A 22,833-nucleotide genomic window follows, 5' to 3' on the forward strand; every position below is an offset into this window, starting at 1 on the left:
ACTCGTGGTGGCTGGTCGCGCAGTTCCCCGCGCCCCTCAGGTGGATTTCGTCATCCGGCGTCGTTGGGTTGACCACAGTGCCTTCTGGGTCAGGAGGGTGAGGGTTCCGGCCACCACGATGCCCGCCAGGTTGAGCAGGAGTTGTTCGGAGGAGCCCACCGTCTGGCCGGTGTCGCCGAAGCTCAGGGCGACGGCGGCGTTCGCGGCGGCCGGGACCGTGGTGACCGAGATGGCGACGCCCACCAGGGCGCCGGACTTCGCCGACGTCAGGGACAGCGTGCCCGCGATGCCGGCGAGGACCGCCACCACGAAGGAGAAGGCGTCCGGGGCGTAGACGAAGCCGGTGTTGGGCCGGTCGCCCTCCAGCTTGCCCTCGGTGAACAGGTCGAGAGCGGCCATGACCCAGCTGAAGCCCACCGTCACCGCCATCGCCACCGCGAAGCCCACCAGCAGGGCGGTCAGCGAGCGCAGGGCCAGCCGGGGGGCGCGCTGGACGATCGCCGTGCAGACGCCGGCGAGCGGACCGAACTCCGGGCCGACCGCCATGGCGCCGACGATCAGGATCGCGTTGTCGAGGACGACACCGCAGGCCGCGATCATCGTGGCCAGGGTGATGAAGGCGAGGTAGGTGACGGAGAGCGTCGACTCCTCGTGCGTCGCCTCCTCCAGCTGTTCCCACAGCACCGCGTCGGCGCCCTCGCCTGGCGCGTCCCGTTCCGCCTTGTCGGCGTGCTCGGACAGGGACAGGTCGATGTTCTCGGCGGTGATGGCGCCGCAGCTGTCGATGCCCAACGCCCGCAGGCGGTTGATGAGTTCGTCACCCGCCTCGCGGGCCACGTCGCACATGACGACGTCGCCCTCGGGTTCGCGGGCGGCGCCCGGCAGGACGACGAGGTGGGTGGTGCCGACCGTACGGTCGATCAGGCGGACCACCTCGTCGGTGCGGTCGGCCGGAGTGATCAGGCGCAGATGCAGCATCCGGTCTTTCTATCGTGCCGCCCGCCCCGTGCGCCCCGCCCGTCTCACAGCTTGCGCAGACTCAGGCGCTGCACCTTGTGGTCGGGGCCCTTGCGCAGGACCAGGGTGGCCCGGCTCCGGGTGGGCGCGACGTTCTCCACCAGGTTGGGCTTGTTGATGGTGCGCCAGGTGGTGCGGGCGTAGTCGAGGGCCTCCTCCTCCGACACCTGCGTGTACTTGCGGAAGTACGAGGACGGGTTCTGGAAGGCGGTCGCGCGCAGCTTGCGGAAGCGGTTGAGGTACCAGCGCTCGATGTCCTCCGTGCGCGCGTCGACGTACACGCTGAAGTCGAAGTAGTCGGCGAGTCCGACCCTGGTGCGGCCGTCCTTGCCGGGCAGCGCGGGCTGGAGCACGTTGAGGCCCTCGACGATCAGGATGTCGGGGCGGCGGACGACGAGCCGCTGGTCCGGGACGATGTCGTAGATGAGGTGGGAGTAGACCGGCGCCGTCACCTCCGCCTTGCCCGCCTTGATGTCGGCGACGAACCGGGTCAGGGCCCGGCGGTCGTACGACTCGGGGAAGCCCTTGCGCGACATCAGGCCCCGCGCCTCCAGCTCCCGCGTCGGCAGCAGGAAGCCGTCGGTGGTGACCAGCTCCACGCGCGGGTGCTCGGGCCAGCGGGACAGCAGAGCCTGGAGCAGTCGGGCGACCGTGGACTTGCCGACCGCCACCGAGCCGGCGACCCCTATGACGAAGGGGGTGCCGGACTGGGAGCCCTGCTCGCCGAGGAACGTGTTGAGCGCACCGCGCAGACCGTCGGTGGCGCCGACGTAGAGGTTGAGCAGCCGGGAGAGCGGGAGGTAGATGTCCCGCACCTCGTCGAGGTCGATGACGTCGCCGAGGCCGCGCAGCTTCTCGACCTCCTCGGCGGTCAGCGGCAGCGGCGTCTTGTCGCGCAGCGCGCTCCACTCGGGACGGGTGAGGTCGACGTAGGGAGTCGCCTCCGGCCGCTGCCGGTGGGCGCTCCGGGGGATCGAGGGGACCGGAGAGATCACAGTCCATTGTTAACGGAGTACGAACGGGGCGGCAGGTGGGGTGCGTCACGCCCGCCCGGCCGCGGGGCCGGGGAGGTCACGCGGGTGTCACGGTCGGATACCGGGTGATGCGGTCTTGATCAACTGTGTGGCGGCTGTGCTTACAGTCTTCGCACGTTTGTGCGGAGTATCCGCCATCTGGAAGAACATCTGGAAGAAAGAGCCCGACGTGAGACTGTCCGCTGTGCGCCGTACCGCCCTCGCCTCGTCCGTCGCCGCCCTGGCCCTGCTCGCCACCGCGTGCGGCTCCTCGCAGGACGACGGTGACAAGGCGGCCGGTGACGGCAAGGGTGAGGGCGCCTCCGCCGCCCCGGCGGCCAAGGCCCTCACCACCGCCGAACTGGAGAAGGCCGCGTTGGCGCAGGCGGACGTCAAGAGCGGCAAGGTCACCAAGGTGTCGGCGGCGGACGACGTCGCCAAGGACAAGGTGAAGGGCGAGAAGGCCGCGTGCGAGCCGCTCGCCCTCGCCGAGACGGGCGTGCCGCTGGGCGAGCCCGCCGCGTCCGTCAAGCGCAGCTGGACGGAGGGGCCGAAGAAGCCGTCCGGGGACGCGAGCACCGAGGAGGAGATCGGAGCCGCGTTCGACCTGGACAAGGCCCTGGTGACGCTGGCGTCGTACGAGGACGGCGGCGCCGAGGCCGTCCTGAAGGACGTGAAGGAGGCGGCCGGCGCGTGCGCGGGCGGCTTCACCTTCACCGCGATGGGTGAGAAGGCCCGCATCGCCAAGGTGGCCGAGGACCCGGCGCCCGGCGGTGCCGACGAGGCGGTCGCGATGACGATGACGATGACCGGCGACGACGGCGACGCCTTCCCGGTGAAGGTCTACGTCACCCGCAAGGGCTCCACCGTCGCCTCGTTCACCGTGCTGAACCTGGCCTCCGCCGGCACCGGCAAGGACTTCCCCTTCCCCACGGAGATCTCCGACGCCCAGCTCGCCAAGCTCGGCTGACACCGGTCCCACCGGGGACGTTCGTACCCCGGTGGGAATTTCCGATTTCGGGCACGGGAAGCCCGCCGTGCGGCCGCCGCGCGGCCGGTCCTGCTCGTAGGCTGCCGCTTATGTGCGGAATCGTGGGATACGTAGGGTCTCAGTCGGCACTCGATGTCGTGATGGCCGGTCTGAAGCGGCTCGAATACCGGGGATACGACTCGGCGGGCGTCGCCGTGCTCGCGGACGGTGGCCTCGCCACCGCCAAACGGGCCGGCAAGCTCGTCAACCTCGACAAGGAACTGTCCGAACACCCGCTGCCGGCCGCCGCGACCGGCATCGGCCACACCCGCTGGGCCACCCACGGCGGCCCCACCGACGCCAACGCCCACCCGCACCTCGACAACGCGGGCCGGGTGGCCGTGGTCCACAACGGCATCATCGAGAACTTCGCGCCGCTGCGGACCGAGCTGGCCGAGCGCGGCCACGAACTGCCCTCCGAGACCGACACCGAGGTCGTCGCCCACCTGCTCGCCGAGGAGTACTCGGCCTGCGCCGACCTCGCCGAGGCGATGCGGCTGGTGTGCCGACGGCTCGAAGGCGCGTTCACGCTGGTCGCGGTGCACGCGGACGCGCCGGACGTGGTGGTGGGCGCCCGCCGCAACTCGCCGCTCGTGGTGGGCGTGGGGGAGGGCGAGTACTTCCTCGCCTCGGACGTCGCGGCCTTCATCGCCCACACCCGGGACGCCGTCGAGCTGGGCCAGGACCAGGTCGTCGAGCTGCGCCGGGACGGCGTGCGGGTCACCGGCTTCGACGGCACCCCGGCCGACGTGCGCTCCTACCACGTCGACTGGGACGCCTCGGCCGCCGAGAAGGCGGGTTACGCCTCCTTCATGCTCAAGGAGATCGCCGAGCAGCCGAAGGCCGTCGCCGACACCCTCCTCGGCCGCATCGACGGCTCCGGCACGCTGAGCCTGGACGAGGTGCGCATCCCGCCGGAAGTCCTCCGCGAGCTGGACAAGGTCGTCGTCGTCGCCTGCGGCACCGCCTTCCACGCCGGGCTGATCGCCAAGTACGCCATCGAGCACTGGACGCGGATCCCCTGCGAGGTGGAGCTGGCCAGCGAGTTCCGCTACCGCGACCCGATCCTCGACCAGCAGACCCTGGTCGTCGCGATCTCCCAGTCCGGCGAGACCATGGACACCCTCATGGCCCTGCGCCACGCCCGCGAACAGGGCGCCAGGGTCCTCGCCATCTGCAACACCAACGGCTCGACGATCCCCCGCGAGTCCGACGCCGTCCTCTACACCCACGCGGGTCCCGAGGTCGCCGTCGCCTCCACCAAGGCCTTCCTCACCCAGCTCGTGGCCTGCTACCTGGTCGCCCTCTACCTGGGCCAGGTGCGGGGCGACAAGTACGGCGACGAGATCCGCGACGTCGTGCGTGACCTGTCCGGCATCTCCGGCGCCGTCGACGAGGTCCTCAGGACCATGGAGCCGGTACGGGAACTGGCCCGTTCGCTCGCCCACAAGGACACGGTGCTCTTCCTCGGCCGCCACGTCGGCCACCCCGTCGCCCTCGAAGGCGCGCTCAAGCTGAAGGAACTGGCGTACATGCACGCCGAGGGCTTCGCGGCGGGCGAGCTGAAACACGGGCCGATCGCGCTGATCGAGGAGGACCTGCCGGTCGTCGTGGTGGTGCCGTCCCCGCGCGGGCGCTCCGTCCTGCACGACAAGATCGTGTCCAACATCCAGGAGATCCGCGCCCGCGGTGCCCGCACCATCGTCATCGCGGAGGAGGGCGACGAGGCGGTGGTCCCCTACGCCGACCACGTCGTCCGCGTCCCGGCCACCCCGACGCTGCTCCAGCCGCTCGTGGCCACGGTGCCGTTGCAGGTCTTCGCCTGCGAGCTGGCGACCGCCCGGGGCAACGAGGTGGACCAGCCGCGGAACCTGGCCAAGTCGGTGACGGTGGAGTAACCCGGGGCGGCTCCTCGGCGGCCGGGGCGGCGCCGGCGCCGGACGCGGCCCGGGAGCGTTTCAGGGCCGGTCAACGACCGGTTGAGGCCCGTTCCGCGGGGCCAGTGATCACCGTACGGCGAGACCCGCCCCCGGCCCGTTCAGGCCCCCCGCACGTCGCGCCAGGCCCGCGGGACCGCTTCGGCGACGTCGTGTGCCCCCGCCGGGGCGCCCCGCGTCGCGAAGCGGCCCGCCAGGCCGTGCAGGTACGCGCCCACGCTTCCCGCGTCCATCGCCGACAGCCCGGCCGCCAGCAGCGACCCCGCCAGGCCGGACAGCACATCCCCGCTTCCGGCCGTGGCGAGCCACGACGTCCCCGTCGCGTTGACCCGGACGGGGCCGCCCCGCGCACTGGCCACCAGCGTCGTCGAGCCCTTCAGGAGCACCGTCGCCCCGTACCGCGCCGCCAGCTCGCGCACCGAGGCCAGCCGCGCGCCCTCGACCTCCTCGCGGCCCACCCCGAGCAGCGCCGCGGCCTCACCGGCGTGCGGGGTCATCAGCGTCGGTGCCGAGCGGGCCCGTACCGCCTCCACGTCGGCCAGCCGCAGCCCGTCCGCGTCGATCAGCACCGGCACCTCGGCCGCCAGCACCTCCGCCACCGTCGCCGCGTCGTCACCGGCGCCCGGTCCGACCACCCACGCCTGGACCCGGCCCGCCCGCTGCGGCCCCCGGTCGGACACGAGCGTCTCCGGGAAACGGGCGATCACCGCGTCCGCGGCCGGACCGACGTAGCGCACCGCCCCGGCCCCGCCCCGCAGCGCCCCCGCGACGGCCAGCACGGCCGCGCCCGGGTAGCGGGCCGACCCGGCGGCGATGCCGACGACTCCGCGCCGGTACTTGTCGCTCTCGGCCGCCGGGACCGGCAGCAGCCGCGCCACGTCCGCGTGCTGCAACGCCTCCAGTTCGGCCGCCTCGGCGGGCAGCGGCAGGCCGATGTCCACCAGTCGCACCGACCCCGCGTACTCGCGTGCCGGGTCGACCAGCAGCCCCGGCTTGTGCGCCCCGAACGTCACCGTCAGGTCGGCGCGGACCGCGTCCCCCGGCACCTGACCGGTGTCCGCGTCGACCCCGCTCGGCAGGTCCACGGCGACGACGACGGCCCCCGAGCGCGCCGCCGCACCGGCCAGCGGTACGGCCTCCTCGCGCAACCCGCCCTTGCCGCCGATCCCGACGATGCCGTCGAGGACGAGGTCGGCCCGCGCGATCGACTCCTCCGCGGCGGCGCCGGCGACGCGCCCGCCCGCCCGCCGCAACGCTGCCAGGCCCCCGCCGTGCACCCGCTCCGGCGCGAGCAGCACCGCCGTCACGCCCGCGCCCCGCCGGGCCAGCCGGGCACCCGCGTACAGGGCGTCGCCCCCGTTGTCGCCGCTGCCGACCAGCACCACCACCCGGCTGCCGTAGACCCGCCCGGCCACCCGCCCCAGCACCTCGGCGCAGGCGGCGGCCAGCCCGGCCGCCGCCCGCTGCATCAGCGCCCCCTCCGGGAGCCGTGCCATCAGCTCCCGCTCGGCGCTCCTGACCGTTTCCACGCTGTACGCAGTCCGCATGCCGTCGAGTCTTCCCCGTGGACCGGGAACACGCACGGTCCGGGAGACGCATGGTCCGGGACACGTACCGTCCGTGACACGTACGGTCCGGGGCGGGCGCGGTCCCGGACACGTCCGGTCCGGGACAGGGATACGTGCACGCCGGGAGCACTCGCTGCGCGGGCACCCGCGTACGGGGCATCACCGGGCCCCGAGACGTACGCCGGCGTACGGGTGCGCCCGCCCCGGCGCGCGAGGCGGCGCCGGTGACGTGCACGCCGGGGCGCGTGCTGTCGTGCCGGCCCGGCGTCCCGTGGCGAGCGGGATGGGGGACAGTTGTCCCATGAGCGGCGGTGACGACGAGACGACGGCGCAGGTGATGGGTTCGCTCGGCTCCCGCCTGCGCGCCATCCGGCAGGCCCGCGGGCTCACCCTGGCCGGGCTCGCCGCCCACACCGGGATCTCCGTGAGCACCCTGTCCCGGCTGGAGTCGGGGCAGCGCGAGCCGGGGCTGCGGCACCTGCTGCCGCTGGCCCGGGCACACCGGCTGCCCCTGGACGAACTCGTCGGCTCGCGCACCGGCGACCCCCGCGTGCACCCCCGTCCCTTCACCCGGCACGGACAGACGTGGGTCCCGCTCACCCGGAACCCGAACGACGGCCTGCACGCCTACAAGCAGATCCTCCCGGCCCCGGCCACCCCGCGGACCGAGTGGACCCCCCGCCCCGAACAGGGCTCGCACGAGGGACACGAGTGGCTCTACGTGCTCTCCGGCCGGCTGCTCCTCGCCCTGGGGGAGCACGACCTGGTCCTGGCGGCCGGGGAGACCGCCGAGTTCGACACCCGCGTCCCGCACGGCATCGCCAACGCCGGGGACCAGCCCGTCGAGTGGCTCGCCCTGTACGGAGCGCAGGGCGAACGCATGCACATCCGGGTCCGGCCGACCGCCGACCGACCCGCCGACTGACCCGGCGGCCGTCGGGGCTACCCCTCCGCGATCACCACCGCCGACGCGATCCCCGCGTCGTGGCTCAACGACACGTGCCACGACGCCACGCCCAGCTCCGCCGCCCGCGCCGCCACCGTCCCCGTGACCCGCAGCCGCGGCTGCCCGCTGTCCTCGACGTACACCTCGGCGTCCGTCCAGAGCAGTCCCGCCGGCGCGCCCAGCGCCTTGGCCAGCGCTTCCTTCGCCGCGAAGCGGGCGGCGAGCGAGGCGACACCCCGGCGCCCACCGCTCGGCAGCAGCAACTCGCTCTCCAGGAAGAGCCGCCCCGCCAGGGCCGGCGTGCGCTCCAGCGACGCTCCGAACCGCTCGACCTCGGCCACGTCGATCCCGACCCCGATGATGCTCATGCGGAGAACCCTAGGGCCTGACCACCACCGGGCGGCGTGCGGCGGGAGCCGCGGGGCGCTCTGAGAGACTGGGGTCACGATGAGCGAGACAACTGCTCGGCGGGACGCGGACGCGGCACTGCGCGCCCGGGCCGAGATCGACCTGGCCGCCCTGCGGGCCAACGTCCGCGCGCTGCGCGAACGGGCCCCCGGGGCGGCTCTCATGGCCGTCGTCAAGGCGGACGGTTACGGCCACGGCGCGCTCCGCTGCGCCCGCGCCGCCGTCGAGGCGGGCGCGAGCTGGGTCGGCACCGCCACCCCGCACGAAGCCCTCGCCCTGCGGTCGGCGGAGGCCGGACTGCCGGACGACCTGCGGATCATGTGCTGGCTGTGGACCCCCGGCGGGCCCTGGCGGGAAGCCGTCGAGGCCCGTCTCGACGTGTCCGTCAGCGCCCTGTGGGCCCTGGAGGAGGTCACCGGCGCGGCACGGGCGGCCGGGATCCCCGCGCGCGTGCAGCTCAAGGCCGACACCGGGCTCGGGCGGGGCGGCTGCCAGCCAGGCGCGGACTGGGAGGAACTGGTCGGGGCCGCGCTGCGGGCCGAGGCGGAAGGGGCGCTGCGCGTCACCGGGCTCTGGTCCCACTTCGCCTGCGCCGACGAGCCCGGCCACCCCTCCATCGCCGCCCAGCTCACCCGCTTCCGGGAGATGACGGCCTACGCCGAGCGCCGGGGCCTGCGCCCCGAGGTGCGGCACATCGCCAACTCCCCGGCCACCCTCACCCTTCCCGAGACCCACTTCGACCTCGTACGCCCCGGCATCGCGATGTACGGCGTCTCGCCGAGCCCCGAGATCGGCGTCCCCGCCGACTTCGGACTGCGCCCCGTGATGACGCTGGCCGCCTCCCTGGCCCTGGTCAAGCAGGTCCCCGGCGGGCACGGCGTCAGCTACGGGCATCACTACACGACCCCGGGCGAGACCACCCTCGGCCTCGTCCCGCTCGGCTACGCCGACGGAGTCCCGCGCCACGCCTCCTCCACCGGACCCGTCCTGGTCGGCGGCAAGTGGCGCACGGTCGCGGGCCGGATCGCGATGGACCAGTTCGTCGTCGACCTGAACGGGGACCGGCCCGAACCGGGCGCGGAGGCGGTGCTGTTCGGCCCCGGCGACCGCGGTGAGCCCACCGCCGAGGACTGGGCCCAGGCCGCCGGCACCATCGGCTACGAGATCGTCACCCGGATCGGGAGCCGCGTCCCGCGCGTCTACGTCGACGAGTGACGGCAGGCCCCTCCGGACCCGCGTCCGGGATAGACAGCGATCAGCAGCGGGTATCCGCATCCGCACAGCGGCCCGGCGAAGAGGAGCGGTGTACGTGAGCGAGAGCAACGGGGAGGCCGTCGCGGCGGCCGTCGTCTCCGCCACGGAGGCCGCGGCCGAGGCCGCCGCCGAGGTCGCCGTCGGCGGCTGGCGCCGGGCGACCGGCATAGCCGGGGTCGCGATAGGCGTGGTCGCGGCGGGCGCCGCGGCCGGCGTGGCGATAGAGCGGCTCACCGTCGGCCGCGGAATGCGTCAGAAGGCCCGGCTCGCCCTCGACTCCGCGGGCCCGTACGGCGGCCTGCGCGGCACCCCGGGCCGGGCGTACGCCGAGGACGGCACCGAGCTGTACTACGAGGTCGACGACCTCGACCCGGACGCCGAGTCCGACCGTGCCCGGCGCCGCAGGCGGCTGTTCGGACGCAAGGCGCCCGCGCCCGTCACCGTCGTCTTCAGCCACGGCTACTGCCTCAACCAGGACTCCTGGCACTTCCAGCGGGCGGCCCTCAGGGGCGTCGTCCGCACCGTCTACTGGGACCAGCGCAGCCACGGCAGGTCCGGACGGGGCGTCTCCCAGACGCGGGACGGTCTGCCGGTCACCATCGAGGAGCTGGGCCGCGACCTCAAGGCCGTCGTCGACGCGGCCGCACCCGAGGGCCCGATCGTGCTGGTCGGCCACTCCATGGGGGGCATGACCGTGATGGCCCTGGCCGACGCCTTCCCCGAGCTGGTCCGCGAGCGCGTCGTCGGCGTCGCCCTCGTCGGTACGTCGTCCGGGCGGCTCGGCGAGGTCAACTTCGGGCTGCCGGTGGCCGGCGTCAACGCGGTGCGGCGGGTGCTTCCGGGTGTGCTCAGGGCGCTGGGGCAGCGGGCCGAGCTGGTGGAGCGGGGACGGCGGGCGACGGCCGACCTGTTCGCCGGGATCATCAAGCGGTACTCGTTCGCGTCCCGGGACGTCGACCCGGCCGTGGCCCGGTTCGCCGAGCGGATGATCGAGTCGACGCCCATCGACGTCGTCGCCGAGTACTACCCCGCCTTCAACGACCACGACAAGACCGAGGCCCTCGCCCACTTCGCCGGCCTTCCGGTCCTCGTGCTGGCCGGGGTGCGGGACCTGGTGACGCCCAGCGAGCACAGCGAGGCCATCGCCGACCTGCTGCCGGACGCGGAGCTGGTGCTGGTCCCCGACGCGGGGCACCTGGTGATGCTGGAGCACCCGGAGCTGGTCACCGACCGCCTCGCCGATCTGCTCGCGCGCGCGGGCGCGCTGCCGGCAGCGGCTACCGTGGACGGCTATGGAAGCACCAGCAGCAGCGCAGGGCCCGGCTGAGCCCTCCGGTCCCTCCGGTACCTCCGGTCCGTCCGCCGGACCGTCCTCCGACGTCGAGATCACCGTCACCTCCCCCGAGCAGATGCGCGACCTGGGCCGCAGACTCGCCAAGCTGCTGCGCGCCGGTGACCTGGTGATGCTCAGCGGGGAGCTGGGCGCGGGCAAGACGACGCTGACCCGGGGCCTCGGCGAGAGCCTCGGCGTGCGCGGTGCCGTCACCTCCCCGACGTTCGTGATCGCCCGCGTGCACCCCTCGCTCGGCGACGGCCCACCGCTCGTCCACGTGGACGCCTACCGGCTGTCCGGCGGGCTGGACGAGATGGAGGACCTCGACCTCGACGTCTCGCTGTCCGACTCGGTGATCGTGGTCGAGTGGGGCGAGGGCAAGGTCGAGGAGCTGACCGAGGACCGGCTGAGGGTCCGCATCGACCGGGGGGTCGGCGACACCACCGACGAGGTACGGCACGTGACGGTGACGGGACTCGGCGAGCGGTGGGCCCGGACCGACGTGACCGTCCTCACCGGCTGAGCCACCGCCGACGGCGCCCTGCCCGCGGCAGCGGCACCCCTTCGCCCGCGGCAGCGGCACCCCTTCGCCGCGGTTTCGGAGCCTCCCGGGTGGCGCGCGGCTGCGCCCGGCCTGCGGCTGCGGAAAGCGCTTCGGGGGTCTCGACACCGTCCGGCGCCACCCCGCCTCGGGCTCTGGCGCCGTCCTGGCTCGGTGCCGTCCGGCGGCGCGCCCGCGTGCCCTTCCCCAGCGCCGCTCGCACTCGCGCCCCTGGCGCCGTCCCGGCTCCGATGCCGTCCGGCGCCGCCCGCCCGCCCGGCCTCCGACGCCCTCCGCGGTTCCGACGCCGTCCGGCGGCGCTCCGTGTAGCGGTTCCAGCGCCGCCGTATCCGCGAAACCGACGCCCTCCCGGCTCCGGGCCGTACGGCGGTCGGCCGGCCCGGGGTTCCGACGCCCTCCGGCGGCCTCGACGCCGCCCCGCGGTGCCCCGTGCGCGGCTGCAACGCCGTCCCATCGCGGTCCCGGCGCGGCTCCGTGGTCGCCCGGCGGCCCCTCATCCGCGGCTCCGGCGTCCCGTGCGCGGGAATTCCGGCCGGGGATCCGACAAGTCGTCGGCAAAAGATTGCATTCGGGGACTTGCGCGTGGTCACATGGTACTCAGCTCGTAGTTAGGCATGCCTTACTGCGCCCGCCCCCGAGTTCCAGGAGGCGTCCATGTCGTCCATGTCCCAGGCCCAGCCGCAGGGCCGCCCGACGCCCCGGGCGTCCGCGTCGGCCGGGGTGTCGATGCGTGACCTGCTCGCCTCCTGCGCCGCCGCGACGGCGGTCTCGACACCGCCGCGTGCGCCCGAGCCGCAGGCGTGCCGACCGGCCCACGACCGGCCCGGCCACCGCGGCGACCGCGACCCCCGCGAGCGTCGCGAGGCCGCCTGACGCCTCGCGCGTCCGTCTCCGGTCCGCCGCCCCGTCAGGGGACGACGACGACCTGCCGTCCGATCGTCGCGAACTCCCACATCGCGTCGCCGTCCGCGCGTGACTCGCGGATGCCGCCGGTGCGCCGGTCCGGGTCGGGCTCCGGGGTGGAGCCGTCGACCGCCGCGCTGAACCCGACGGCCACCCCCTCGGCCCCGGTGAACCGCACCACGTGCTCGATCGGGACGCCGTCGGACCCGGTGACCCGGTTGGAGCGGGACGTGACCGTGTAGACGCCCGGCGCCGGGTCGACCGTGCCGGGCGAGACCCCGAAGGTGCGCCGCACCCCGTTGCCGGGGCCGACCAGCCACACGCGGTCGTCGTCCACCGAGTACACCACCCGTTCACCCGTACCGGACCCCGCGGGCAGCGCGTCGGGGTGGCGCCGGTCGCGCGGGGCCTTGGTGGCGCCCGGGGCGGGGCTGGGGGTCGCCCGGGTCCGGCCGAGGTCGCCCGGAACGCCGTCGGACGCCTGATGGGCCAGGACACCGATCGTCACCAGGGCCGCCGTGACGAGGCCGGTGACGATACCGGCGCTGCTGCTTGCCACTGCCCGACCACCTCGTCGTCGTCCTCGCACGTCCCGCGCGCCGTACCCCCGGGGCGACGGTAGCAGTACGTGAGCGGACGGACGCGGTGCGCGACACGGGGTGACCGGTCCCGGCCGGCCGAGCGCACCGGGGTTGTCCACAGGGCGTCCGACGGGAGGCCCGCGGCGCCGTAGGCTGTTTGCGTGCTCTTGCTCGCTCTGGATACCGCCACGCCCGCCGTGACCGTCGCGCTGCACGACGGTACGGACGTCATCGCCTCGTCGAGCCAGGTGGACGCACGCCGGCACGGTGAGCTGCTGCTGCCCGCCGTCGACCGGGTGCTCGCCGAGGCCGGTCTGCGGCTCGACGACGTCACCGCCGTCGTCGCCGGCACCGGCCCCGGCCCGTACACGGGACTGCGCGTCGGCCTGGCGACCGCGGACGCCTTCGGGCTCGCGCTCGGCGTGCCCGTGCACGGCGTGTGCACGCTGGACGGCCTCGCGTTCGCCGCCGACCTGGAGGAACCCTTCGTGGTGGCGACCGACGCCCGCCGCAAGGAGGTCTACTGGGCGCGGTACGCCGACTCCCGCACCCGGCTCACCGACCCGGCGGTCGACCGGCCCGCCGAGATCGCCGAGCAGGTCGCGGGGCTCCCGGCCGTCGGCGCGGGCGCGCTGCTGTACCCGGACACCTTCCCCCGGGCGCACGAGCCCGAGCACGTGTCCGCCGCCGCCCTGGCCCGGCTGGCCGCCGAGAAGCTGGCGGCGGGGGAGGAGCTGCCCGCGCCCCGGCCGCTGTACCTGCGCCGGCCCGACGCCCAGGTCCCCAAGAACTACAAGGTGGTCACCCCCAAGTGACCGGGACAGCCACCGACGAGAGGGCACCTGCCGTACTGCGCGAGATGCGCTGGTGGGACATCGACCCCGTGCTGCTCATGGAACGCGAGCTGTTCCCGGAGGACGCCTGGTCGCGGGGGATGTTCTGGTCCGAGCTGGCGCACGCGCGCGGACCCGGCGCGAGCCGGCGCTACCTGGTCGCCGAGGAGGACGGCCGGATCGTCGGCTACGCGGGTCTGGTCGCCTCCGGGGAGCAGGCCGACGTGCAGACCATCGCCGTCGCCCGCGACCACTGGGGCACCGGCCTCGGAGCGCGGCTGCTGACCGAGCTGCTGCGCGCGGCGACCGACTTCGAGTGCGCCGAGGTGCTGCTCGAGTGCCGGGTGGACAACACCCGCGCCCAGCGGCTGTACGAGCGCTTCGGCTTCGAGCCCATCGGCTTCCGGCGCGGCTACTACCAGCCGGGCAACGTGGACGCCCTGGTGATGCGCCTGACCGACCCTTCCACCTCCGTACCGGGAACCGAACGAGGAACCGACAACCATGGCTGACTCACGCGACGAGCCCCTCGTCCTCGGGATCGAGACCTCCTGCGACGAGACCGGCGTCGGTGTCGTGCGCGGCACCACCCTGCTGGCCGACGCCGTCGCGTCCAGCGTCGACGAGCACGCCCGCTTCGGCGGCGTCGTCCCGGAGGTGGCCAGCCGCGCCCACCTGGAGGCGATGGTGCCGACCGTCGAGCGCGCCCTCAAGGAGGCGGGGGTGAGCGCGCGCGACCTCGACGGCATCGCGGTCACCGCCGGACCCGGCCTCGCGGGCGCCCTGCTGGTCGGCGTCTCGGCGGCCAAGGCGTACGCCTACGCGCTCGGCAAGCCCCTCTACGGCGTCAACCACCTCGCCTCGCACATCTGCGTCGACCAGCTCGAACACGGCGCGCTGCCCGAGCCGACGATGGCGCTGCTGGTGTCCGGCGGACACTCCTCCCTGCTGCTGTCGACGGACATCACCTCCGACGTCCGTCCGCTGGGCGCCACCATCGACGACGCGGCCGGCGAGGCCTTCGACAAGGTCGCCCGGGTGCTGAACCTGGGCTTCCCCGGCGGCCCGGTCATCGACCGGTACGCGCGCGAGGGCGACCCGGACGCGATCGCCTTCCCGCGCGGACTGACCGGCCCGCGCGACGCGGCCTACGACTTCTCCTTCTCCGGTCTCAAGACGGCCGTGGCCCGCTGGATCGAGGCGAAGCGGGCGGCGGGGGAGGAGGTGCCGGTGCGCGACGTGTCGGCCTCCTTCCAGGAGGCGGTCGTGGACGTGCTGACCCGCAAGGCGGTGCGGGCCTGCAAGGACGAGGGCGTCGACCACCTGATGATCGGCGGCGGCGTGGCCGCCAACTCGCGGCTGCGGGCGCTGGCCCAGGAGCGCTGCGAGGCGGCCGGCATCCGGCTGCGCGTCCCCCGTCCCAAGCTGTGCACGGACAACGGTGCGATGGTGGCCGCGCTCGGCGCCGAGATGGTGGCCCGGGGCCGTGCCGCCTCCGACTGGGACCTCTCGGCCGACTCCTCCCTGCCGGTCACGGACCCGCACGTACCGGGTCTGGGCCACGGCCACGGCCACGGCCGTACGCACGGCCACGACCACGTGCACGAGGTCAGCAAGGAGAACCTGTACTCGTGACCGTCGCGCTGATGTGGGAGGCGCGGGCGCTGCCCGGCCGCGGCGAGGAGCTGCTGGCCTGGGCGCGCGCACAGCCGCTCCCGGCCGACCCGGTCCGCCGGGAGACCCTGCGGGCCCCGCAGGACCGGGTCCTCGTCATCACCTGGTGGGACGCCGCCTACGACGCCGACCTCCCGGAACTGCCCGAACCGGACGCGCGGCTGGTGGCGCGGGCGGTGCACCGATGGCGGTTCGAGTCGGTCGGCGGCGACGGGTCCGGCGGCGCCGACGGGCGGTGACCAAGCCGGTGGCGACGGCGGCCGGGCCGGCGCCGACGGGCGGTGACGGAGCCGGTGGCGACGGCGGCCGAGGCGGCGCCGATGGGCGGTGACGGAGCCGGTGGCGACGGCGGCCGGGGCGGCGCGGACGGCGGTCGGCCGACCGGGAACGGCGACGGTCGGGGCGAATGATTCGGTCTACACGTCGAATGTTCCGACGAGATGCCCGTCACCGTCCCCTTCGCCAGGCGGCCCCCTGGGGTTACGATCGCCGCCATGACATCCCCGCAGCCTGCTGAGACCCCGACGCGAAAGCGGTCCGCGCAGACCGCGACCCTCGCCGAGATCGCGCGAGAGGCCGGTGTGTCGGCGCCGACTGTTTCGAAGGTGCTCAACGGCCGCGCCGACGTCGCCCCGTCGACCAGGTCCCGCGTCGAGGAACTGCTGCGCACCCACGGCTACCGGCGCAGGCGGGCCGAGTCGACCCGCTCGCCCCTGATCGACCTGGTCTTCCACGAGCTGGAGAGCGCCTGGGCGATGGAGGTCATCCGGGGCGTGGAGAACGTGGCCCGGGACACCGGCCTGAGCGTCGTGCTCTCCGAGAGCGCGGGCCGCCTCACCCCCGGCCGGACCTGGGCCGACCAGGTCGCCGCCCGCCGTCCGCACGGCGTGATTCTCGTCCTGTCCGGCCTCGACGAGTCCCAGCGCGCCCTGCTCACCAGCCGGTCCATCCCGTTCGTGGTGATGGACCCGGCCGGCGACCCGGGCGCCGACGTGCCGTCCATCGGCGCCACCAACTGGCAGGGCGGCCTCGCCGCCACCCGGCACCTGGTCGACCTCGGGCACACCCGCATCGGCGCGATCAGCGGACCGACCCGCATGATGTGCAGCCGCGCCCGCATCGACGGCTACCGGGCCGCGCTGGAGACGGCCGGGCTGCCGGTCGACCCGGACCTGATCGTGACCGGCGACTTCCACCACGAGGCCGGCTACCGGCAGGGCCTGGAACTGCTGCGCCGCCCGGACCGCCCGACCGCCGTCTTCGCCGGCAACGACCTCCAGGCGCTCGGCCTGTACGAGGCCGCGCGCGAGCTCGGGCTGCGCATCCCGCAGGACCTGAGCGTGGTCGGCTTCGACGACCTGCCGGTGGCCCGCTGGGTGGGACCGCCGCTGACGACCGTACGGCAGCCGCTGATGGAGATGGCCGAGGCGGCGGCCCGGCTGGTCCTGGACCTCGGGCGGGACGAGGGGTCCCCGACGGCGACCCGCGTGGAGCTGGCCACCAGCCTGGAGGTGCGCAGCAGTACCGCGCCGCCCCGGGAGGGATGAGCCGCCCGTCTGAGAATTTCCGCAGAAGTCCGACTCACCTGTTCCAGTTTCAATAATTCGGACTTACGTTCCTTCCGGCGGGGCATTCGGGTGGGAACGCGAACGGGACGGCCGGGGCGGGGGCTGACGCATGGCGGCGCGGGACGGTCAGGACGGCCGGGACGGCCGCCGGAGAGGGCTGAAGGCGGCCGGCCTGGCCCTGACCGGCGCGCTGCTGCTCGGCGCCGGGGCGGCAGGCTGGGCCTACTGGCACCTCAACGGCAACATCACGGGCGTCGACATCGACAGCGCGCTCGGCGACGACCGCCCCGCCCGCCCGGTCACCGATCCCTCGGCCTCGCCCTCCGCGTCCCCGGTGCCGACCGGCGCCCTGAACCTCCTCGTCCTCGGCTCCGACTCGCGCGGCGGCGAGGAGAACCGGGAACTCGGCGGCGGCGACAGCGGGGGCGCCCGGTCCGACACGGCGATGGTCGTCCACCTCGACGCGGGCCGCACCGCCGCCACCGTGGTCAGCATCCCGCGCGACACCCTCGTCGAGCGGCCCTCCTGCCCGCTGCCGTCCGGCGGCACGACCAGGGCGGCGAGCAGCGCCATGTTCAACACCGCCTACGAACTGGGCGGGCCGGTCTGCGCCGTGAAGACCGTCGAGACCCTCACCGGGGTCCGCATGGACCACTACGTCGAGGTGGACTTCTCCGGCTTCGCCGACTTGGTCGACGCGCTCGGCGGGGTCACCGTCACCACCGACGTGGACATCGACGACGACAAGAGCCACCTGCACCTGGACGCCGGCACCCACCACCTGGACGGCACCGAAGCCCTCGGTCTGGCCCGGACCCGGTACGGCCTGGAGGGCGGCAGCGACCTGGCCCGGATAGAACTCCAGCACACGCTCGTCAAGGCGCTGCTGGAGCAGATCTCCGCCACCGACCTGCTCACCGACCCCGCACGCCTCTACCAGGTCGCCGACGCCCTCACCGGCAGCCTCACCACCGACACCGGCCTGGACTCCCTGGGCGAACTGACGGACCTGGGCCGCAGCCTCGGGGACCTGGCGGCGGACGACGTACGCACCCTGACGATGCCGGTGCGGCCCGCGCCCCTCGACCCCAACCGGGTGGTGGCGGACCAGCCGGACGCCGGTGACCTGTGGACATCACTGCGCTGAGAAAAATTCTTCGGGGAATCTTGGGGAATGTCGCGGCGGGTGTCGATCCGGGGCCCGCCCGATCGACGTACGGGTGAGGGGCCGGGAAAGACGCCCGGCCGCCGTACCGCGCACCACCCCGAGGAGTCACCATGCCCCGCTACCTGTCCCTGATCCGCATCGAGGAGTCCGACGCCTTCGCCGGCGGCCCCAGCCCCGAGCTGATCCAGCGCATGGAGAAGCTGATGGACGAGATGACCAAGGCGGGCGTCCTGCTCGACACGGCCGGGCTCACCCCGACCGCCCAGGGCACCCGCGTCCACTACGAGGGCGGGCAGATCTCCGTCACGGACGGTCCCTTCACCGAGTCCAAGGAGGTCGTCGGCGGTTACGCCCTCCTCCAGGCCAAGGACCGGGCCGAGGCGGTCGAGTGGACCAAGCGGTTCCTGAAGGTGCACGAGGAGTACTGGACGGTGACCTGCGAGGTCCGCGAGCTGATGGAGGGCTGAGCCCGCGGACGGCGGACCGGGTTCCGCTTTGCCCCGGCGGCCGGAGGGTGTTGCATGGTGGGCTGTGGAAGCGCAGCCCGCCGCGGCCCTCGAAACCGTCTTCCGGCTGGAGTCGCCCCGCGTGATCGCCGCCGTCGCCCGGATCGTCCGGGACGTCGGCATCGCCGAGGAACTCACGCAGGACGCCATGGTCGCCGCCCTGGAGCAGTGGCCCCGGGACGGCGTGCCCGACAACCCGGGCGCCTGGCTGACGGCCATCGCCCGCCGCCGCGCCGTCGACCTCGTCCGGCGCCGGGAGAACTACGCCCGCAAGCTCGCGGAGATCGGACGGGACCTGCCCGCCGCGGCGCCCCCGCCGGAGGAACCCGCCGACCCCGAGGACATCGACGACGACCTGCTGCGGCTGGTCTTCACCGCCTGCCACCCGGTGCTGTCCGCCGAGGCCCGCATCGCCCTCACCCTCCGGCTGCTCGGCGGCCTGACCACACCCGAGATCGCCCGCGCCTGCCTCGTCCCCGAGACGACGGCAGCCCAGCGCATCGTGCGCGCCAAACGCACCCTGGCCAGGAAGAACATCGCCTTCGAGGTGCCGTACGGGCCGGACCGCGCGGCCCGTCTCGGCTCGGTCCTCGAGGTCATCTACCTGATCTTCAACGAGGGCTACGCGGCCACCGCGGGCGACGACTGGCTCCGCCCCGCCCTGTGCGAGGACGCCCTGCGCCTGGCCCGCGTCCTGGCCGCGCTGATGCCGAAGGAACCCGAGGTGCACGGCCTGGCCGCGCTGCTGGAGTTCCAGTCCTCCCGCACCGCCGCCCGCACCGGTCCGGACGGCGAGCCGGTCCTGCTGCGGGACCAGAACCGCCACCGCTGGAACCGCCTGCTCATCGCCCGCGGCGTCACCGCCCTCGGCCACGCCCACGCCACCACCGGCTCCGCCGTGCCCGGCCCGTACGCCCTCCAGGCCGCGATCGCCGCCTGCCACGCGACGGCCCACACGTGGCAGGAGACCGACTGGCCCCGCATCGCCGCGCTCTACGGCCTGCTCGCGGCCCGCGCCCCGTCCCCGGTCGTCGAGCTCAACCGCGCGGTCGCCGTGTCGATGGCCGAGGGACCCGCCCCCGCGCTGGCCCTCGTGGACGCCCTCGCCGCCGAACCCGCCCTGCGCGACTACCACCTGCTCCCCAGCGTCCGGGGCGACCTGCTGCTCCGCCTGAACCGCACCGCCGAGGCCCGCGCGGCGTTCGAACGGGCCGCGTCCCTCACCCGCAACGCCCGCGAACGCGCCCTCCTGCTGCGCCGGGCCCGCGAGGCGGCCGATTAGCGCGCCGGGTGCCCGATCAGCATCGTCGGCGCCCCGGCGACCCGGGTCATGAACACCGTCGCCGCGTTCGGCCCCTGGGGCTTCACCTTGCGCCGCAGCTCCTCCGGCTCGACCGCCGAGCCCCGCTTCTTCACGGTCAGCGTGCCCACGCCGCGCTCGCGCAGCAGCGCCTTCAGCTTCTTGACGTTGAACGGCATCCGGTCGGTGATCTCGTACGCCGTGGCGTACGGCGTCGGACGCAGCTCGTCGGCGGTGACGTAGGCGATCGTGGCGTCCAGCAGCCCGCCGCCGACCTCTTCGGCGACGTCGGCGACCAGGTGGGCCCGGATGACGGCGCCGTCCGGCTCGTACAAGTACCGGCCGGGGGTGCGGACCTCCGGGTCGGGCAGGCCGCCGCCGGGCAGGGTGCGGGGTCCCGGCAGCAGCGTGGCCCGCACCGCCCCCGCCGAGGCACCGGTGCCGAACCACAGCACGGCCTCCTTCACGTCCCCGCCGTCGGAGATCCACTCCGCCTCGGCGTCCTCGGGCACCGCCTCGTGCGGAATGCCGGGCGCGACCTTCAGCGCGGCGGCGCGGGAGGCCGTACGGGCCGCCTCGACGGCCCAGGACAGCGGGGGCGAGTACGCCTCGGGGTCGAAGATCCTGCCCCGTCCGCCGCGCCGTGCCGGGTCGACGAACACGGCGTCGTAGGCACCCGTGTCCACCTCCGTGACATCCGCCTCGCGCACCTCGATCAGGCCGGACAGCCCCAGCGCGTCGGCGTTGGCGCGGGCCGCCGCGGCCGTCACCGGGTCGCGGTCGACGGCGAGCACCCGGATCCCGGCCCGGGCCAGCGCGATCGCGTCGCCCCCGATCCCGCAGCACAGGTCGGCGACCGAGCCGACGCCCAGCGCCGCGAACCGCCCGGCCCGGTACGCCGCCACGCTCGCCCGCGTCGACTGCTCGACCCCGTTCGGCGTGAAGAACATCCGTCCGGCGTCCTCCGCCCCGAACTTCGCCACCGCCCGCTGCCGCAGCCGGGCCTGCCCGAGCGCGGCCGAGACCAGCTCGGCGGGGTGGGTGCGCCGCAGCCGGGTCGCCACCGCCAACTCCCGCGCAGGGTCGGTGTCGCGCACCTCGTCGAGGAGCGCGCGGCCTTCGGGGGTGAGCAGGGTGAGGAGGGAGTCGAGGTCGTTCACCGCCTCATTGTGGGCCAGTCGGTGGATGGTGCGCTTCCGGCGCGGTGTCGGACCGGGATCGCCTGCCGGCGGCTGCGAGGATCCGGCACCATGCGAGCAGTCGTACAAAATGACAAAAGTCGGGCGTCGCGTCGCGTGTCCCGGGCGTCCGGTCCCGCACACCGCGGAGCGCTGCGCAGAGCCCTCGGCAGGCGCGCGGCGACCGCCGCCGCGGTCCTCGCCGTCGCCGCTCTCGCCGGCGGCTGTGCGCAGGGCGACGGCCACGGGGAGCGGGGTGCCGCCGGCCCGGAGGCGGCCCCGGCCCGCGCGGTCGACGGCGCGGCCAGGGCGCGCGAGGCACGGGCCGCCCTGGTCGCCGCCGCCGAGCGCTGGAAGCTCAAGAAGGTCCCGCTGACGGCTCCCGCGCCCCCCGCGAAGAAGCCGGAGATCGAGGCCCGCGAGGGCTTCGAGGTCGACGGCCAGGAGGAGGACGGCCTCCCGCCGGTCTTCACCACGATCCCCACCAAGGAGAAGATCGTCTTCCTCACCATCGACGACGGCGCCGAGAAGGACCCGGCGTTCCTGCGGATGATGAGCGAACTGAAGATCCCGTACACCGTCTTCCTCACCGACGAGGAGATCCAGGACGACTACGGCTACTTCAAGAAGATGCAGGCCCGCGGCGTCACGCTCAACAACCACACCCTCAGCCACCCCTACCTCCCCGCGCTCTCCTACGAGGAGCAGAAGGAGGAGATCTGCGGCATGCAGGACGTGATGGAGAAGCACTACGGCAAGCGCCCCGTCCTCTTCCGCCCGCCCTTCGGCAACTACAACCGCGACACCCTGCGCGCCGCCAAGTCCTGCGGCATCGAGTACGCCCCCATCTGGAGCGAGGAGGTGTACGTCGACCACTGGGAGTACCGCGAGTGGGACCAGGACCTGCACCCCGGCGACATCGTCCTCACCCACTTCCGGGGCACCGACGACTGGGACGGCACGATGACCGACATGGTCCGCCGGTTCCTGAACCGGATCACCGCCGACGGGTACGCGGTGGCCCGCCTGGAGGACTACCTGTGAGGCCGGGGCGGCCCCGCGCGGCCGGCGCCGCCCTGGCCGCCCTCACCGCCCTCCTGCTGCCGCTCACCGGCTGCGACCGCCCCGCCGCCCCCGCCGCCCACCCGGTGGCGGCAGACCCCGTCGGGGGCGGCGGCCGGGGCGGCGACCGTGACGCGGACCGGAGCGCCGGCGGAGGCGGTGGCCGCGGCCCCGGCGGGGACAGCGGCCGGGGCCGGACCCTGCCGCCCGTCGTGGACCACGTCCGCACCACCGACCGGGTCGTCTTCCTCACCTACGACGACGGCGCCGAGCGCGACCCCGCCTTCGCCGGCCTGGTGCGCGAACGGCACCTGCCGGTCACCCTGTTCCTCACCGACACCGTCACCGGACCGGCGTACGGCGACCTCGCCGGGCTGCGTCCGTTCGGCGCGAGCCTGCAGAACCACACCCTGGACCACCGCTCCCTGCGGGGCCTGCCCCGCGCCGGCCAGCGCGCCGAGATCTGCGGCCAGCAGACCAAGCTCAGGTCCCGCTTCGGGGTCCGCGCCCACCTCCTGCGCCCGCCGCACGGCACGTACGACACCACGACCCTGCGCGCCGCCGCCGACTGCGGCGTCACGGCCCTGGTCCTGTGGCGCGCCGCCCTCGCCCCGGACGGCGACCTCACCTACACCCGCGGCGCCCACCGCCTGCGCCCCGGCGACATCGTGGCCGTCGACCCGGACCGCCCGAGCGCCACGAACCTCACGGCGCGCACGGAACGCCTGCTGAGGTCGATCGAGGAGCAGGGGCTGAGGGTGGGCAAGTTGGAGAACTACCTCTGACCCCGTGGTGGCTGCCCTTCTTGCCGCCGGTCGGCATCACCCGGCGACGCCCGCGCCCGCGCAGGGTGCGAAACACACCGGCGTTCACCCCAAAACCACGCCGACGCGCCGTCGGCATTGGCACTCCGCTTGACCGAGTGCTAATCGCAGTCATAGTCTCGGCTCTGGCACTCCCCACTGGAGAGTGCCAACTACGCGACGGGCAGG

The 22,833-nt window shown here is 74.3% G+C and carries 23 protein-coding genes; 17 read left to right on the forward strand and 6 right to left on the reverse strand.

The features are described from left to right. Positions 1–36: 36 nt before the first annotated feature. Together ACIBCJ_RS26490 and coaA are read right to left on the reverse strand one after the other, a co-directional pair. Positions 37–978 (reverse strand): DUF389 domain-containing protein, encoded by a 942-nt coding sequence (locus ACIBCJ_RS26490; protein WP_365980436.1) that lies wholly within the window; start codon positions 976–978, stop codon positions 37–39. A 44-nt stretch (positions 979–1,022) separates the two neighbouring features. After that, complete coding sequence (gene coaA, locus ACIBCJ_RS26495; RefSeq protein ID WP_362100815.1) at positions 1,023–2,012, reverse strand: type I pantothenate kinase; 990 nt, start codon at positions 2,010–2,012, stop codon at positions 1,023–1,025. Between the two features lie 208 nt (positions 2,013–2,220). On the opposite strand from coaA, the gene ACIBCJ_RS26500 reads away from it, so the two are divergent. Together ACIBCJ_RS26500 and glmS are read left to right on the forward strand one after the other, a co-directional pair. After that, positions 2,221–3,000: a hypothetical protein gene (locus ACIBCJ_RS26500; protein WP_365980437.1), complete on the forward strand. Its 780-nt coding sequence runs from the start codon at positions 2,221–2,223 to the stop codon at positions 2,998–3,000. Between the two features lie 110 nt (positions 3,001–3,110). Next, on the forward strand, positions 3,111–4,958 hold the full coding sequence (glmS, locus tag ACIBCJ_RS26505) for a glutamine--fructose-6-phosphate transaminase (isomerizing) (RefSeq protein WP_362502628.1): 1,848 nt from the start codon (positions 3,111–3,113) through the stop codon (positions 4,956–4,958). Positions 4,959–5,098: 140 nt separating this feature from the next. Here the strand turns inward: glmS and ACIBCJ_RS26510 are convergent, their stop codons facing one another. Further along, positions 5,099–6,544, reverse strand: coding sequence for an NAD(P)H-hydrate dehydratase (locus ACIBCJ_RS26510; RefSeq protein ID WP_362100823.1), 1,446 nt, complete (start codon positions 6,542–6,544; stop codon positions 5,099–5,101). 322 nt (positions 6,545–6,866) lie between these two features. Here ACIBCJ_RS26510 and ACIBCJ_RS26515 point away from each other — a divergent pair, with 322 nt between their 5' ends. Then, positions 6,867–7,490 carry an XRE family transcriptional regulator gene (locus tag ACIBCJ_RS26515; RefSeq protein WP_362502634.1) on the forward strand — a complete coding sequence of 208 codons (624 nt, stop codon included), beginning with the start codon at positions 6,867–6,869 and terminating at the stop codon, positions 7,488–7,490. Positions 7,491–7,507: 17 nt separating this feature from the next. On the opposite strand, the gene ACIBCJ_RS26520 is transcribed toward ACIBCJ_RS26515, so the two are convergent. Further along, positions 7,508–7,879 (reverse strand): holo-ACP synthase, encoded by a 372-nt coding sequence (locus ACIBCJ_RS26520; RefSeq protein ID WP_133887711.1) that lies wholly within the window; start codon positions 7,877–7,879, stop codon positions 7,508–7,510. 79 nt (positions 7,880–7,958) lie between these two features. Here ACIBCJ_RS26520 and alr point away from each other — a divergent pair, with 79 nt between their 5' ends. From alr to ACIBCJ_RS26540, 4 genes are all read left to right on the forward strand, one after another. Continuing rightward, on the forward strand, positions 7,959–9,134 hold the full coding sequence (alr, locus tag ACIBCJ_RS26525) for an alanine racemase (RefSeq protein ID WP_365980438.1): 1,176 nt from the start codon (positions 7,959–7,961) through the stop codon (positions 9,132–9,134). Positions 9,135–9,228: 94 nt separating this feature from the next. Continuing rightward, on the forward strand, positions 9,229–10,500 hold the full coding sequence (locus ACIBCJ_RS26530) for an alpha/beta hydrolase (protein ID WP_362100832.1): 1,272 nt from the start codon (positions 9,229–9,231) through the stop codon (positions 10,498–10,500). After that, positions 10,466–11,029: a tRNA (adenosine(37)-N6)-threonylcarbamoyltransferase complex ATPase subunit type 1 TsaE gene (gene tsaE / locus ACIBCJ_RS26535; RefSeq protein WP_365980439.1), complete on the forward strand. Its 564-nt coding sequence runs from the start codon at positions 10,466–10,468 to the stop codon at positions 11,027–11,029. The genes ACIBCJ_RS26530 and tsaE overlap by 35 nt, the downstream gene beginning before the upstream one ends. A gap of 693 nt (positions 11,030–11,722) precedes the next feature. Continuing rightward, entirely contained in the window at positions 11,723–11,941 is a 219-nt protein-coding gene (locus ACIBCJ_RS26540; RefSeq protein WP_399283426.1) for a hypothetical protein, read from the forward strand. A 34-nt stretch (positions 11,942–11,975) separates the two neighbouring features. Here the strand turns inward: ACIBCJ_RS26540 and ACIBCJ_RS26545 are convergent, their stop codons facing one another. After that, complete coding sequence (locus ACIBCJ_RS26545) at positions 11,976–12,530, reverse strand: hypothetical protein (protein ID WP_362502646.1); 555 nt, start codon at positions 12,528–12,530, stop codon at positions 11,976–11,978. Between the two features lie 183 nt (positions 12,531–12,713). On the opposite strand from ACIBCJ_RS26545, the gene tsaB reads away from it, so the two are divergent. The 8 genes from tsaB to ACIBCJ_RS26585 all read left to right on the forward strand — a co-directional run bounded on the left by tsaB (position 12,714) and on the right by ACIBCJ_RS26585 (position 19,583). Continuing rightward, positions 12,714–13,367, forward strand: a complete 654-nt coding sequence (tsaB, locus tag ACIBCJ_RS26550; RefSeq protein WP_365980440.1) for a tRNA (adenosine(37)-N6)-threonylcarbamoyltransferase complex dimerization subunit type 1 TsaB — start codon at positions 12,714–12,716, stop codon at positions 13,365–13,367. A gap of 44 nt (positions 13,368–13,411) precedes the next feature. After that, positions 13,412–13,897, forward strand: coding sequence for a ribosomal protein S18-alanine N-acetyltransferase (rimI, locus tag ACIBCJ_RS26555; protein ID WP_362100949.1), 486 nt, complete (start codon positions 13,412–13,414; stop codon positions 13,895–13,897). Next, the gene (gene tsaD / locus ACIBCJ_RS26560) at positions 13,890–15,020 is read left to right on the forward strand and encodes a tRNA (adenosine(37)-N6)-threonylcarbamoyltransferase complex transferase subunit TsaD (RefSeq protein WP_365980441.1); all 1,131 of its coding nucleotides are present in this window, start codon (positions 13,890–13,892) and stop codon (positions 15,018–15,020) included. Before rimI ends, tsaD begins: the two co-directional genes overlap by 8 nt. Then, on the forward strand, positions 15,017–15,298 hold the full coding sequence (locus ACIBCJ_RS26565; RefSeq protein WP_362100848.1) for a hypothetical protein: 282 nt from the start codon (positions 15,017–15,019) through the stop codon (positions 15,296–15,298). Before tsaD ends, ACIBCJ_RS26565 begins: the two co-directional genes overlap by 4 nt. Positions 15,299–15,553: 255 nt before the next feature. Next, the gene (locus ACIBCJ_RS26570; protein WP_362502652.1) at positions 15,554–16,606 is read left to right on the forward strand and encodes a LacI family DNA-binding transcriptional regulator; all 1,053 of its coding nucleotides are present in this window, start codon (positions 15,554–15,556) and stop codon (positions 16,604–16,606) included. 130 nt (positions 16,607–16,736) lie between these two features. Next, complete coding sequence (locus tag ACIBCJ_RS26575) at positions 16,737–17,774, forward strand: LCP family protein (RefSeq protein WP_362100853.1); 1,038 nt, start codon at positions 16,737–16,739, stop codon at positions 17,772–17,774. A gap of 131 nt (positions 17,775–17,905) precedes the next feature. Beyond that, a complete protein-coding gene (locus ACIBCJ_RS26580) occupies positions 17,906–18,262 on the forward strand; it encodes a YciI family protein (RefSeq protein ID WP_362100855.1) in 357 nt (118 codons plus the stop codon). Between the two features lie 64 nt (positions 18,263–18,326). Further along, positions 18,327–19,583: a sigma-70 family RNA polymerase sigma factor gene (locus tag ACIBCJ_RS26585; protein WP_365980442.1), complete on the forward strand. Its 1,257-nt coding sequence runs from the start codon at positions 18,327–18,329 to the stop codon at positions 19,581–19,583. Here ACIBCJ_RS26585 and ACIBCJ_RS26590 read toward each other — a convergent pair. Next, positions 19,580–20,869 carry a methyltransferase domain-containing protein gene (locus ACIBCJ_RS26590; protein WP_365980443.1) on the reverse strand — a complete coding sequence of 430 codons (1,290 nt, stop codon included), beginning with the start codon at positions 20,867–20,869 and terminating at the stop codon, positions 19,580–19,582. The genes ACIBCJ_RS26585 and ACIBCJ_RS26590 overlap by 4 nt on opposite strands. Here ACIBCJ_RS26590 and ACIBCJ_RS26595 point away from each other — a divergent pair. Both ACIBCJ_RS26595 and ACIBCJ_RS26600 read left to right on the forward strand, forming a co-directional pair. Then, complete coding sequence (locus ACIBCJ_RS26595; protein ID WP_365980444.1) at positions 20,852–21,823, forward strand: polysaccharide deacetylase family protein; 972 nt, start codon at positions 20,852–20,854, stop codon at positions 21,821–21,823. The genes ACIBCJ_RS26590 and ACIBCJ_RS26595 overlap by 18 nt on opposite strands. Next, the gene (locus ACIBCJ_RS26600; protein ID WP_365980445.1) at positions 21,820–22,626 is read left to right on the forward strand and encodes a polysaccharide deacetylase family protein; all 807 of its coding nucleotides are present in this window, start codon (positions 21,820–21,822) and stop codon (positions 22,624–22,626) included. The genes ACIBCJ_RS26595 and ACIBCJ_RS26600 overlap by 4 nt, the downstream gene beginning before the upstream one ends. Positions 22,627–22,833: the final 207 nt, after the last annotated feature.

This window comes from Streptomyces sp. NPDC051136 (assembly GCF_044455745.1).
Taxonomy (GTDB): domain Bacteria; phylum Actinomycetota; class Actinomycetes; order Streptomycetales; family Streptomycetaceae; genus Streptomyces.